This is a genomic window from Rhodoferax sp. RT4P68 (genome assembly GCF_056521305.1).
Genome location: NZ_JBWMBB010000005.1, coordinates 242105 through 255130, shown reverse-complemented (window position 1 = coordinate 255130; position 13026 = coordinate 242105). Strand labels below are relative to the sequence as shown.

The window sequence follows — 13026 nt, the reverse complement described above, 5'->3', positions numbered from 1 at the left end:
ACCCCTTTCTGGAGAGACCGATGAGTGGATTTTCCTTGCGGCGCGCCTTGGCCGCTGTTGCTGCCTGCGCATCCCTGGCCCTGCTGGCCGCGTGCGGTTCGAGCAGCACCGAATCGGCGTTGACGCCGAACCGGCTGATTTCTTTCGGCGATGCGTTTTCCGATCTGGGCCAGAACGGCAACAAGTACACCGTGAACGACACGGCAACCAACCACTGGCTGCAGCAACTGGCCGTGCGCTATGGCCGCACGTTCACCGCATCGAACGCCGGGGGCACGGGTTACGGCCAGGCCAGTGCGCGCTTCATTGACACGCCCGACGCCGTCGGCAACGCCGCTACGCTGAGCGTCACGCAGCAGATCGACAGCTTTGTCGCCACCGACACGATCGGCCCGGACGACGTGATCCTGCTCAGCGGCGGCATTGGCGACATCATTGCCGAGACGGCGGCCTTCACGGCTGGCACGCAGACGCGCGACCAGATGATGGCCCGTTTGCGCCTGGTGGGCGAAGCCATGGGCGCGCAGGCGCGCAGGCTGGTGGCGGCCGGTGCCCAGCACGTGGTCGTGATCGGCCCCTACAACCTGGGCGTGACGCCCTGGGGCCAGGCCGATGCCGACCGCACGTCGCTGCTGCGCGAGGCGACCCAGCGCCTGAACGATGGCTTCCTGGTCTCGGCGGTCGACCTGGGCGCGAGCGTGCTGTATGTCGACGCCGCGTACTACTTCAACCTGCTGGCGACCGAGCCTTCGAGCTTCGGCCTGGACAATTCGGTGACACCGGTCTGCACGACCACTGATGCCGGCGCCGGCATCGGCATCGGCGCAGGTCAGCTCAATTCGTCGCTCTGCACGGCCAGCACCATCACGCCGGGCGTCGACTACAACCGGTATATGTTCGCCGATGCCGTGTACCCCACGGCGGTTGCCCACCGCCTGTTCGGCGACTACGCCTACGACCGCATCGGCAACCGCTGGTGATCGGGCGTTGAACGACGAAGAGCCCTGCGGGGCTCTTCGTCGTTTCAGGGCGCGCGTTGTCGCGCGCTCGCGTCAAAGCCAGCCGGCCGTCTTCAGCGCTTGCAACGTCAGCTCGCGCACCAGGCTGTGGCCGTAGGGCGTCGGGTGTACCTCGTCGGCAAACAGAAAGCGCGAGGTGTCGCCGGCGATCAGCGTGCTCGTGTTGCAGATCAGCGAAGGCGCCAGAAACCCGGGGGCGTTCGGGAAGCTGTTGCTGCAGGCTTGGTCGGTCACGTTGCTCAAGCCGTACTTGGCGGGGTTGGCCGCGTGGTCGGTGTTCGCCGTGTACAGGTCGATGGGCAGCACCGTGGCCGACGTGCCCACCAGGCCATTGGCCAGCGCGCCATTGAACGTCAGCGTCATCTGGTCCGCCAGCTGCCTGGAGCCCGGCACGTTCGATTCGGCCCGCGCTGTGGCTGGCGTGTTGCTGATGTTGGGCAGGTTCAGCACCACCACGCGGGTGGCGCCCTTGGCGACGATCTGCGTCTTGATGAGCGCGGCCAGTTCGGCACCAGCCTGGGCCAGTGCGGCGAGCGCAGTGGGCGCGGCAGTTTGCACCGCACCGAGAGCGGCGGCCTGGGCGGCGGCCTGGATCGACTCGGCCGTGGCGCCGGGCTGGGCGGCGGCTTGCGCGGCGGCTTGCGCTGACGCAGTCTCCACCGCCAGCACGACTGTATCGGCCTGCACGAACACATCGTTGGCACCGGCCAGCACCGTCACCAGCTCCTTGCCGCTGAAGCTGCCACCGTTGGCAGCCAGGTGCCGGGCAATCTGGTGGGCCACCGGCGACGTCAGCTGGCCCAGCTGGCCCATGAACTGGGCGTCGGCCGAGGGCAGGGCCAGCAGTGCCGCGTTCCAGGGCCCGATCGGATCGGTCACGCGCGAGCCGCCCTGGCCATAGGCCGTGCACGCCGGCTGGTTGGTCACCGGGCCGGCGAGGTCGGCGAAGAGACCGGTCGCCTGCAAGCCGGTCTGCGCCGCGCACAGCGTCGGCACGTCCAGCCGCATCGCCAGCTGCTCGACCCACACGCCGTCGGTCAGGCCATTGACGGTGTACTTGCCACCACCCAGCGCCGCGATGCCCGGCGTGCGGTAGGTGCCGACATCGCTCAGGCTGTCGCCGAACGAGACCAGCGTGTCGTAGCGGCGGTCGTCATCACCACCACCACAGGCGACGAGCACTACGGCGACTGCCACTGCGGACAGAGTTGTTCTTAGACGTTGCATGCAATACCCCTTTAAAATGAGGAGGCATTGTCCTGGCATGCATTTGCTTTATGCAGCACTGTTACGTATTTCGTTGCTAATGCAGCGTGCATACCACGTTGACTGGTAACTCTCACAGGTCGTTTACGGCCCATTCGAGCAGTGCGTCCAACGCTGGTCGGGCAGCGTTGGCGTTGGCGTGGTTCACGATGCCGATCACCACATACGGCCGGCCGCTGCGGCCCCGGGCATAGCCGGCAACCGAGACGACGTCGCGCAACGAGCCAGTCTTCAGCCAGGCGTTGCCGATGGCGTTCGGTGCCAAGCCGCGCTCGCGCATGCGCAGGGTCGTGCCCTCCAGGCCGGCCAGCGCCAGCGACTGCTGGTAGGTGGCGGCCTCGGCGTGCATGCCCGCCCGCTGCAACATGCGGCCCAGCGCACCGGTGGTGATGCGCTCGTCGCGACTCAGTCCCGAGCCGTTGTCCAGCACCGGCGCCGGCACGTCGCTGCCGACGAAGCGGCGCCACCAGGCGCCGATCGCCTCGCGCCCACCGGCCATGCTGGCCGGCAGCTGCCGCTGCGCTGCCAGCGTCAACAACAGCTGCTGGGCCATCACGTTGTTGCTGAACTTGTTGACGTCGGCGATCACCTCGGCCAGCGGCAAGGAGGGCGATTCCATCAGCGGCCGCGCCCGCGGCGGCACGCGCCCCTCGCGCAGCTGGCCATCGAGCTGGCCACCGCCGGCCTGGAACAGGCCGAGCAGCGCGCGCCCGGCGTAGCGGGCCGGGTCGACATAGGCCACCGCCCAGTCGCGCTCGCCACAGCGCACCGGGTAGCGGCCGGCAAAGCGCACGTGGTCGGGGTCGGAAAAGTCAGCCTGCAGACTGGCGCGCCAATCGCCGCAAGGCTCGGTGGTCAGCGGCACACTGGCGGCCACCGTCAGTCCGGCCAGTGGCGGCTCGCTCAGCACCTGGGCCGTGCCGCCGTCGGGCTGCGGCACGAAGCGCAGGATCACGGCTTTGAAATTCACCAGCAGGCCGTCCGGCGTGGTGTTGTAGGGGCGCAGCGGCTCGTTGTCGAAATCGGCCGGCTTGGCCTGCACCGGCGCGAAGATGCCGTGGTCCAGCACCATGTCACCGCGCACGCGCCGCACGCCGCGCGCCTGCAGTTGCACAAACGCGGCCTGGATGCGCTCCAGCACCAGCTTGGGGTCGCCGCCCCCCTGGATGTACAGGTTGCCGTTCAGCACGCCCTCGGCGATCGGGCCGTCGGCGTAGAAGCGCGTCTTCCAGGTGTGCTGCGCCCCCAGCATGTCCAGCGCCGCCATGGTGGTGACCAGCTTCATGACCGAGGCCGGGTTCATCGCCGCGTCGCTGCGGTGGCGCAGGCGGGCCGCCTCGCCCTGCAGCGGCAGCACCAGCATGGCAACCGCGTCGCGCGGCACGCGTGCACGCGCCAGCGCCGTGGCCACCTCGGCAGGCAGCGGCTGGTCGGCACCGGGCGGGGCGGCGCTGGCCGGCGTGGCGGCCAGGGCGACCAGCAGGCAGGCCAGAAAACGACCGAATGAGAACAGAAATATGGGCGACATTGCGCGCGAGTCTACTGGTGTCAACCCGGGGGGGCTGCGGCGGTCTGCGTGTCCCGCGCGCAATAATCCCGGCAATGCGCAATGGCACGAACGGCACCAGGCTGCTGGCTTTCGACACCAGCACCGAGACCCTCTCGGTGGCGGTCGGCGACGGCACGCGCGTCTGGTCGCATGCCGCGCCGGGCGGGGCCCAGGCCTCGGCCACGCTGGTGCCCGCCATCCTGGCGCTGATGGCGCAGGCCGGTCTGGACCTGGCTGCGCTGGACGCCATCGCCTTCGGCTGCGGCCCCGGCTCCTTCACCGGGCTGCGCACCGCCTGCGCGGTGGCGCAGGGCCTGGCCTTCGGCACCGAGGCCCGGCGCGCCACCGGCGTGCCACTGCTGCCGGTCGACACCTTGCTGGCCCTGGCCGAAGAGGCCCGCCACCAGCACGGCGCCGAGCAGATCGTCGCCACGCTGGATGCGCGCATGGACGAGGTCTACACCGGCCGCTACCGCCACGCGCAGGGGCAGTGGCTGCGCGAGGGCGATTTCGAGTTGCTGGCGCCGCAGGCCGTGCAGGTGCCGCCGGGCTGGGTGCTGGCCGGCAACGCCGCCGCCGTGTACGGGGCGCGCATGGGCGCAGCAGCGCCGGGCGTCAATGCACTGCCGACGGCGCTGGCCATGCTGCGCGTGGCGCCCCAGCTGCTGGCCGAAGGCCTGGCGGTGCCCGCCCACCTGGCGCTGCCGCGCTACATCCGCGACAAAGTCGCCAAGACCACGGCCGAGCGGATGGCCGAGAAGATGGCGGCCTCATGAGCGCGCTGCCCACCGGCGCCGCCGAAGCCCGCTTCGAGCCCATGACGGCCGAGCGCCTGCCCGCCATCGCTGCCGTCGAGCAGCGCTGCTACACCCACCCGTGGACGCTGCGCAACTTTCACGACGCGCTGGCCAGCGGCTACCAGGCCCAGGTGCTGCTGGCCGACGAGGCCATGCTGGGCTATTTCGTCGCCATGAAGGGCGTGGACGAGGTGCACCTGCTGAACATCACCGTGGCACCGGATTACCAACGCCAGGGATGGGCCCGCGTCATGCTCGATGCGCTGGCGCTGTGGTCGCGTGGCCAGCGCGCGCAGTGGCTGTGGCTGGAAGTGCGCGCCAGCAACCTGCGCGCGTTCCAGGTCTATGTCGCCCACGGCTTTCGGCGTGTGGGCCTGCGCAAGGCCTACTACCCCGACACCACCTTCAAGCGCGAAGACGCGATCGTCATGAGCCTGCAGCTCGGATCCTGAGGAACGGATGGCCCTGTCACTCGATGCGCGGCAACGCGCGATGCTGGAAGAGATGCAGGTGCGCGTCTGGTGGCCGCAGCATGTGCCTGCGGCGGCCGAGGCGCCCGCCGCCGAAGCCGCTGCGCATGCGGGGGCGCCGGCCAGCCCGCCTGATGCCGCGCTGACGTCCACGTCTCCGGTCGCTTTGCCCGCCACGGCCACGGCCACGGCCACTGCAGCCCCAGCGCGTGCCACGGCCGGCGCCATCACGCCAGTGCGCCCCGCGCCGGCGCCGACGTCTGCCGCGGTCGCTGCCCAAGCCCTGGCCGTCGGCGCCGCCGACAGCCGCGCCCAGGCCATCGCCGCGATGGATTGGCCGGCCCTGCAAGAGTCGGTGGCCGGCTGCCAGGCCTGCAAGCTCTGCAATTCGCGCAAAAACACTGTGTTCGGCGTCGGCCCGACGCTGGACGACCGCGCCAAGCCCCCACGCGTGGATTGGCTGGTCGTCGGCGAGGCGCCCGGTGAGCAGGAAGACTTGCGCGGCGAGCCCTTTGTCGGCCCTGCCGGGCAGCTGCTGGACAACATGCTGGCCGCCGTCGGCGTCAGCCGCCGTGGCGACCCGGCCGAGCCGCAGCGTGCGGCCTTCATCGTCAACGTGCTCAAGTGCCGCCCTCCGGGCAACCGCAACCCCGAGCTGGAAGAAGTGGCGCAGTGCGAGCCTTACCTGAAGCGCCAGATCGCGCTGCTGCAGCCCAAGATCATCTTCGCCGTCGGCCGCTTCGCCGTGCAATCGCTGCTGGCCGCAAGCGTGCCTGACGTGCACGCCACGCCATTGGGCCGGTTGCGCGGCAAGGTCTACCGCTACGAGGGCGTGCCGGTGGTCGTCAGCTACCACCCGGCCTACCTGTTGCGCAGCCTGCCGGACAAAGCCAAGGCCTGGGCCGATCTGTGCCTGGCCGTGGGGCAACTGGCGGGAACGCCTTCGCCTGCGGCTGCGGATTGAGCCTCAGCGGGCGGCCGAGTGAGGCTCAGGCCTCTTGCGGCTTCGTTTCCGGCGCGGCCCGGTCCGGCCACAGCACCGAGGCAATCGCCAGCACCATCAGCGCCATGGCCGCCCAGTCCTGCCAGTGCAGTGCCTCGCCCAGCCACCAGGCGCCGCTGAACACGCCGAGGATCGGGATCAGCATCACCGACAGCGACGAGGCCACCGGCGGCAGCGCCCGCGCCAGCAGGAACCACACCACCTGCGCCACGCCGAAGATCAGGATGCCGTTGTAGAGAATCGCGCCCCACACCGGCGCCGTCGGCGCTGCCCAGCGCGCGCTCTCGAAGACCGTGCTCAGCACCGTCATGACCAGCATGCTCATGGCCGTCATCCAGAACACGATGGCCGGCGTGGGCACCGGGATGGTGTGGCGCCGCATCTTCTGCGTGCCAATGGCCCAGGTGGCCGCACCGGCCAGCGCCAGCAACACGCCCACCGGCCGGCCCGCCATGTTGCTGAGCTCATGCCAGAGCAACAGCAGCACGCCCAGCGCCGCCGCCGCCACGCCGGCCCAGGCCCGCGCGCGCAAACGATCGCTGAAGAACAGCGCGCCGAACACGGCCGAGAAGATCGGCATCGAATACCCCAAAATCGCCGCGCGCCCGCTGGACAGCGCCTGCACCGCCAGCACCATCAGCGCGTGCCAGACGATCATGTTGGTCACGGCCAGCCAGAACAGCGCGCCCCAGTGGGCGCGTGGCACGCGCAGCGGCGTGCGCAGCACCAGCAGGCCCAGGCCCAGCAGCGGCACTCCGATCCACAGCGAAATCATGCGGAAGGTCAGCGGCGGAAAGCCCGTCACGCCGACCTTCATCACCGGCCAGTTCAGCCCCCAGACCAGCGTCAGGCCCACGAGCATCAGCGCTTGTCGAGTGGTGAGGGCTTGCATGCGCGGCATGGTAGTCGCAGCCCCTGCGCGCTGCTGTCGCCCGCGAGGCCGCTTCGTAGAATCGCCGGATGACTTTCACCGAGATGCTGCAGGACGCGGAGACGCGCAACCAGTCCATGCTGTGCGTGGGCCTGGACCCGGACCCGGCGCGCTTTCCCGCCGGCATGCGGGGCGACGCCGCGCGCATCCACGACTTCTGCGCCGCCATCGTCGACGCCACGGCCGATCTGGCGATCGCCTTCAAGCCGCAGATCGCCTACTTCGCCGCGCACCGGGCCGAAGCCCAGCTCGAACGCCTGATCGCCCACATCCGCCGCGCCGCCCCGCACGTGCCCGTGATCCTGGACGCCAAGCGTGGCGACATCGGCTCCACCGCCGAGCAATACGCCATCGAGGCCTTCGAGCGCTACGGCGCCGACGCCGTCACGCTGTCGCCGTTCATGGGGTTCGATTCGGTCGAGCCGTACCTGCGCCACCACGGCAAGGGCGCCTTCCTGCTGTGCCGCACGAGCAACCCCGGTGGCGACGACTTGCAGAGCCAGCGCCTGGCCTCGGTCGCCGGCACGCCGCTGCTGTACGAGCATGTGGCCACACTGGCCCAAGGGCCGTGGAACCGCAACGGCCAGTTGGGCCTGGTGGTCGGCGCCACCTACCCGGCCGAGCTGGAACGCGTGCGCGCGCTGGCACCCACGCTGCCGCTGCTGATCCCCGGCGTCGGTGCCCAGGGTGGCGACGCGCAGGCCACGGTGCGTGCTGCCTGGCGCGGCGAAGGCGGGCGCACGACGGGGCAGGTCGTCGTCAGCTCTTCACGCGCGATCCTGTACGCGTCGTCGGGCGACGACTACGCGCAGGCGGCACGGGCCGGGGCGCTGCGCACGCGTGATGTGCTGCACGCCGCGCGCGCCGACTGAAGCGCTACACCCACCGAAACACCAGCGGCATCAGCAGCGATGCCAGCACCACCTGCAGCCCGAGCGCCAGCCCGGCGTAGGCACCGGCATCGGCATCCACCTGCATCGCCCGTGCCGCGCCAATGCCGTGCGCGGCAGTGCCCAGCGCGAAGCCGCGCGCACGCCAGCCGGCCGGGTCGCGCGCGATGCGCAGCAGGTCGAACAGGTACTTGCCGCTGAGCGCGCCGATCAGCCCCGTCAGCACCGCGAACACGGCCGCCAGCGCCGGGATGCCACCGATCGCCTGCGCCACGCCCATGGCCACCGGCGCGGTGACGGATTTGGGCGCCAGCGACAGCACGACCTGTTCCGGCAACCCCAGCACACGGCCCAGCACCACGGCCGTGGCGCAGGCCGCAGCGCCACCGGCCAGCGCGGCCAGCAGCAGCCGGCCCCACCGCTGGCGCAACTCGGCGCGGCGCTGCCACAGCGGCCAACCCAATGCCACCACGGCCGGGCCCAGCAGGAAGTGGATGAACTGCGCGCCAGCGAAATACGTGGGGTAGGGCACGCGCGTGACCAGCAGCACCGCTGCAATCGTCAGCACGCTCCACAGCACGGGGTTGGCCCAGGGCGCCTGACCTAGCCGCGCATAGGCGGCCTGCGCCAGCGTATAGACCACCAGCGTGGCCGTCAGGCCGAACAGCGGCGTGGCCGACAGGTAGACCCAGAGTTCTACGAACTGCGACATGTCAGTGGCGCCCGCCCAGCGGCAGCAACCGATGCACCGACTCGGGGGACCGGGATGCGCGACGCGATGTGCGTGGGAGCAGCTTCATTCAGTCCTCCGTCGGCGGCGTGCGGCCGCCGCGCAGGGTCAGCGCCGTCACGATGATGCCGACCCAGGTCGACAACACGATCACGGCCAGCATGCGCGCGCCGTATTCGGCCAGCAGGCCCAGGTGCGTGATGACGCCCACGCCGACCGGCACGAACAGCAGCGACAGGTGGCCCAGCAAAAAGTCTGCACAGGCCGCGACCGGCGTGCGCACCACTTCCCAGCGTAGCGCCACCAGCAGCAACACCATGCCCACCACCGGCCCGGGAAAAGGCAGCGACAGCCCGCGCGCCAGCAGTTCGCCCAGCGATTGCAGCGCCAGCAGCCAGGCCAGCCCACGCAGGGCGGTCATGTGCGTGGCGCCCGGCCGTGCGAAGCGGCGCCAGCGTTCCTGAAGTGGCCAGCGCCAGGTGGCGCGATACGCGTGGGGGTGGTCATGTCGGGGTGTCCCTCAGGGGCTGGTGAACCAGGTGTCCAACGGCACGCCGCCGGTGCCCACGACCAGCGGCCGGGCCTTCGGAAACGCGCTGCGAAACGCGTCGAGTCCGGACGTGTTGCCGCGCTGGCGGCCACTCTTGACCTCCAGTGCGAACGGGGCTTGGGCGTCGGGCAGCACGTAGTCCACTTCTTTGCCAGATTCGTGCCAGTAGTTCAGCGCCGGGTGTGTGCTGCTGTGCGCCAGCCGGCGCGCCAGCAGCTCGGCGCCGACGGCGCTTTCGACGACGCGGCCCCACAGGTCTGGCGTGGCACGCACACGCTCGAAGCCCCAGCCGTCGGCCACTGCCACGGCGCCCATCAGCGCGGTGTTGAATACCTGCAGCTTGGGGCTGGAGGCGCGCTGGCGCACGGCCTGGCCGGCGTACTTCTGCAGACCGCAGACCATGCCCGCGCCTTCCAGCAGTTCCAGGTAGTGCGCCAGCGTGGTCGTATTGCCGGCGTCGGCCAGCTGGCCCATCATCTTCTGGTAGCTCAGCATCTGGCCGCTGTAGCGGCAGGCCAGATCGAACACGCGGCGCAGCAGCGCGGGCTTTTGCACCGGCGCCATCAGCAGCACGTCTTTGCTGATGGTGGTCTCGATGAGCGCGTCGCGCACGTAGGCGGCCCAACGCTCTTCGTCGCTCACCAACGGCGCGGCGCCGGGATAGCCGCCGTAGAAGATGTATTGCTCCAGCGTGAAGTCGAAGGCCTCGCGCATCTCGGTGTAGCGCCAGTGGCCCATGCGGGTGATCTCGAAGCGGCCGGCCATGCTCTCGGTCAGCCCGCGCGCGATCAGCAACGGGGCAGAGCCCAGCACCACGGCGCGCACGTCGCGGCCGGCGGCGGTGTCTTCGTCCCACAGGCGCTTGACCTCTTCGGTCCAGCCGGGCAGCTTCTGCACTTCGTCGAGCACCAGCACGCAGCTGCCGGCCTGCGCGGCCAGGGCACGGGCCGTTTCCCACTGCGCGGCCAGCCAACTGGTGCCCTGTAGGCCGGGGCTGTCGGCGCTGACGCTGTGCTGGGCGATGCCATCGCCCGCCAAGGCCGCCAGCGCCTGGCGCACCAGCGTGGTCTTGCCGACCTGGCGCGGGCCGGCCACGACCTGCAAAAAGCGGCGCTGCTCGCGCAGGCGGGCGGTGAATGCGGGCAGTGCGGCGCGCTGGATCTGGAGGGGCATCTGGAATTTACTCAATCCGCTGAGATAAATTACTCAATAGGTTGAGATATCTTACTCAGTGAATTGAGTAGTTCAGCTGCACGCCTTGCAGACCATCAAAACCGCGGCAGATCCGGGTGCTTGATCTGCCCGCCGCGCACCAGCATCTTTCCGTACTCGGCGCAGCGGTTCAGCGTGGGGATCACCTTGCCCGGGTTCAGCACGCCCTTGGGGTCGAAGGCGTACTTGATGCCCATCATCTGCGCGTTCTCTTCGGCCGAAAACTGCACGCACATGCTGTTGAGTTTTTCCACGCCCACACCGTGCTCGCCGGTCACGGTGCCGCCCATGGCGACGCTGGTCTCCAGGATGTCGGCGCCGAACAGCTCGCAGCGGTGCAGCTGGTCCGGGTCGTTTGCATCGAACAGGATCAGCGGGTGCAGGTTGCCGTCGCCGGCGTGGAACACGTTGGCGCAGCGCAGGCCGTACTTCTTCTCCATCTCGGCAATCGCCAGCAGGATGTCGGCCAGGCGCTTCCTGGGAATGGTGGAGTCCATGCACATGTAGTCGGGGCTGATGCGGCCCGATGCAGGGAACGCGTTCTTGCGCCCGCTCCAAAAGCGCAGGCGCTCGGCTTCGTCCTGGCTCACCGTGATGGCGGTGGCGCCGCAGCGGCGCAGCACCTCGCTCATGCGGCCGATCTCTTCCTCGACTTCTTCCGGCGTGCCGTCGCTCTCGCACAGGAGGATGGCCTCGGCCGTGAGGTCGTAGCCGGCGTGCACGAAGTCTTCGACGGCGGCGGTCATGGGTTTGTCCATCATCTCCAGCCCGGCCGGGATGATGCCGGCTGCGATCACGGCGGCCACCGCGTCGCCGGCTTTGCGCACGTCGTCGAAGCTGGCCATGATGCAGCGCGCCAGCAGGGGCTTGGGCACCAGCTTGACGGTGACCTCGGTGGCCACGGCCAGCATGCCTTCGGAGCCGATGGCAATCGCCAGCAGGTCCAGACCGGGCGCGTCCAGCGCGTCGCCGCCGAAGGTCACGGCCTCGCCGTCGGCCGTGAAGCCGCTGATCTTCAGCACGTTGTGCACGGTCAGGCCGTACTTCAGGCAGTGCACGCCGCCCGAGTTCTCGGCGATGTTGCCGCCGATGGTGCAGGCGATCTGGCTCGACGGGTCGGGGGCGTAGTACAGGCCGTAGGGCGCGGCGGCCTCGCTGATGGCCAGGTTGCGCACGCCGCACTGCACGACGGCGGTGCGGCTCTGCGGGTCCAGCTTCAGGATCTTGTTGAACTTGGCCATCGACAGCGTGACGCCCTGCGCATGCGGCATGGCGCCGCCGGACAAGCCCGTGCCGGCGCCGCGCGCGACCACCGGCACAGAGAGCGCGTGGCAGGTCTTCAGCACGGCCTGCACTTGCTCGTAAGTCTCGGGCAGGGCCACGGCCATGGGCCGTTGGCGGTAGGCCGTGAGGCCGTCGCATTCGTAGGGGGTGGTGTCCTCAGGCTGCGACAGCAGCGCGTGCGCGGGCAGGGTGGCTGCCAGTGCGGCAAGGGTGGCGCTGCGCGCGGTGTCGGGCGCAGCGGTGGGGTGGGTGGGGGGCATCGCGCTCTCCTGGCTGGGCGAGTGCGCACTGTACGGCAGTGCCCGCTGGTGGCGGATGAGGAAAGTTCAGGCCGGCCGTGAAAGCGCTTGTGGGGCGGCGCGCGTCAGCGTCGCGTCGCCTGCTGGTACGGAGCGTGCACCTGGAGGCGACCGGCGCGCCGCGCTCACACGATCGCCTGGCGCAGCCAGTCGGCAAACGCCGTGCATTCCCAGCGGTCCATCGTGCCGGTGTGCCAGCACAGGTAGTGCGCGTGCGGGCTCGGCACGCTGCTGGTGAACGCGGGTGTGGTGCCCAGGCGCACCAGGGCGCCGCTGTCCAGCCAGGGCGTAGCCAGTTTCAGGCGCGCCAGTGCGATGCCCATGCCGGCAGCGGCCGCGTCGCAGATCAGCCCGACGTCGTTGAATTGCGAGCCCTCGGTGGGCTCGGGCCAATCCAGCGAATGGGCGGCGAACCAGGTGCGCCACGGGTCCAGTGCAGAGCGCAGCAGCCGCTCGCCTTCCAGGTCCTGCGGCGCTCCGTACGGGCCGTGCTCGCGCACGTAGGCGGGCGATGCCAGCGGCGTGACTTCGTCGCGCGCCAGGCACACGTGCTCGACATCGGCATAGCGGCCGGTGCCGAAGCGCACCATCAGGTCGGCATCCTCGGCCACCACATCCAGCAGCGGGATGCTGACCTGCAGCGTCAGGTCGATCTCGGGGTAGGCCTCGGTGAACTGGCGCAGCCGCGGGATCAGCAGCGAGCGCGCGAACGTCGGCGTCACCGCCACGCGCAGCTTGCGCTTGCCCGGCGCTGGCTGCGCGCCCGGGAAGCGTTCCAGCCTCGCCAGTGCCTCGCGCACGTTGGCCAGGTATTCGCTGCCCTCTATCGTCAATGAGAAATCGGCGCGGCCGAACAGCTTGGTGCCGATGGTCTGTTCCAGCTGCCGCACGCGGTGGCTGACGGCGCTGGGCGTCACGCACAACTCGTCGGCCGCCAGCGTGACGCTGCGCAGGCGCGCGACCGCCTCGAAGGTCAGCAGGCACTGGATCGGCGGGATGCGGGCGGGCGTGGCCATGTCCGATTGT

13 protein-coding genes are annotated in these 13026 nt (G+C 70.0%); 5 read left to right on the top strand and 8 right to left on the bottom strand.

Annotation, left to right across the window (positions count from 1 at the left end; genetic code table 11):
• Positions 1 to 20 precede the first annotated feature (20 nt).
• A complete protein-coding gene (locus tag AC099J_RS13140; protein WP_479615702.1) occupies positions 21 to 980 on the top strand; it encodes an SGNH/GDSL hydrolase family protein in 960 nt (319 codons plus the stop codon).
• A 72-nt stretch (positions 981 to 1052) separates the two neighbouring features.
• Here the strand turns inward: AC099J_RS13140 and AC099J_RS13135 are convergent, their stop codons facing one another.
• Together AC099J_RS13135 and dacB are read right to left on the bottom strand one after the other, a co-directional pair.
• Entirely contained in the window at positions 1053 to 2216 is a 1164-nt protein-coding gene (locus AC099J_RS13135; protein WP_479615701.1) for an SGNH/GDSL hydrolase family protein, read from the bottom strand.
• A gap of 142 nt (positions 2217 to 2358) precedes the next feature.
• Complete coding sequence (gene dacB / locus AC099J_RS13130) at positions 2359 to 3813, bottom strand: D-alanyl-D-alanine carboxypeptidase/D-alanyl-D-alanine endopeptidase (RefSeq protein WP_479615700.1); 1455 nt, start codon at positions 3811 to 3813, stop codon at positions 2359 to 2361.
• 74 nt (positions 3814 to 3887) lie between these two features.
• On the opposite strand from dacB, the gene tsaB reads away from it, so the two are divergent.
• The 3 genes from tsaB to AC099J_RS13115 are packed head-to-tail and all read left to right on the top strand — an operon-like array spanning position 3888 to position 6065.
• Positions 3888 to 4610 (top strand): tRNA (adenosine(37)-N6)-threonylcarbamoyltransferase complex dimerization subunit type 1 TsaB, encoded by a 723-nt coding sequence (gene tsaB / locus AC099J_RS13125; protein ID WP_479615699.1) that lies wholly within the window; start codon positions 3888 to 3890, stop codon positions 4608 to 4610.
• A complete protein-coding gene (rimI, locus tag AC099J_RS13120; RefSeq protein WP_479615698.1) occupies positions 4607 to 5083 on the top strand; it encodes a ribosomal protein S18-alanine N-acetyltransferase in 477 nt (158 codons plus the stop codon). Before tsaB ends, rimI begins: the two co-directional genes overlap by 4 nt.
• Positions 5084 to 5090: 7 nt before the next feature.
• Entirely contained in the window at positions 5091 to 6065 is a 975-nt protein-coding gene (locus AC099J_RS13115) for a uracil-DNA glycosylase (RefSeq protein ID WP_479615697.1), read from the top strand.
• Between the two features lie 25 nt (positions 6066 to 6090).
• Here the strand turns inward: AC099J_RS13115 and AC099J_RS13110 are convergent, their stop codons facing one another.
• A complete protein-coding gene (locus AC099J_RS13110) occupies positions 6091 to 6996 on the bottom strand; it encodes a DMT family transporter (protein ID WP_479615696.1) in 906 nt (301 codons plus the stop codon).
• A gap of 68 nt (positions 6997 to 7064) precedes the next feature.
• On the opposite strand from AC099J_RS13110, the gene pyrF reads away from it, so the two are divergent.
• Positions 7065 to 7907, top strand: coding sequence for an orotidine-5'-phosphate decarboxylase (pyrF, locus tag AC099J_RS13105; RefSeq protein WP_479615695.1), 843 nt, complete (start codon positions 7065 to 7067; stop codon positions 7905 to 7907).
• A 4-nt stretch (positions 7908 to 7911) separates the two neighbouring features.
• Here the strand turns inward: pyrF and AC099J_RS13100 are convergent, their stop codons facing one another.
• The 5 genes from AC099J_RS13100 to AC099J_RS13080 all read right to left on the bottom strand — a co-directional run bounded on the left by AC099J_RS13100 (position 7912) and on the right by AC099J_RS13080 (position 13016).
• Positions 7912 to 8637, bottom strand: a complete 726-nt coding sequence (locus AC099J_RS13100; RefSeq protein WP_479615694.1) for an LrgB family protein — start codon at positions 8635 to 8637, stop codon at positions 7912 to 7914.
• An 88-nt stretch (positions 8638 to 8725) separates the two neighbouring features.
• Entirely contained in the window at positions 8726 to 9076 is a 351-nt protein-coding gene (locus tag AC099J_RS13095; RefSeq protein WP_479615693.1) for a CidA/LrgA family protein, read from the bottom strand.
• A 99-nt stretch (positions 9077 to 9175) separates the two neighbouring features.
• Entirely contained in the window at positions 9176 to 10378 is a 1203-nt protein-coding gene (locus AC099J_RS13090; RefSeq protein ID WP_479615692.1) for an ATP-binding protein, read from the bottom strand.
• A gap of 95 nt (positions 10379 to 10473) precedes the next feature.
• A complete protein-coding gene (locus tag AC099J_RS13085) occupies positions 10474 to 11961 on the bottom strand; it encodes an FAD-linked oxidase C-terminal domain-containing protein (protein WP_479615691.1) in 1488 nt (495 codons plus the stop codon).
• Positions 11962 to 12125: 164 nt separating this feature from the next.
• Positions 12126 to 13016, bottom strand: coding sequence for a LysR substrate-binding domain-containing protein (locus AC099J_RS13080; RefSeq protein ID WP_479615690.1), 891 nt, complete (start codon positions 13014 to 13016; stop codon positions 12126 to 12128).
• Positions 13017 to 13026 lie beyond the last annotated feature (10 nt).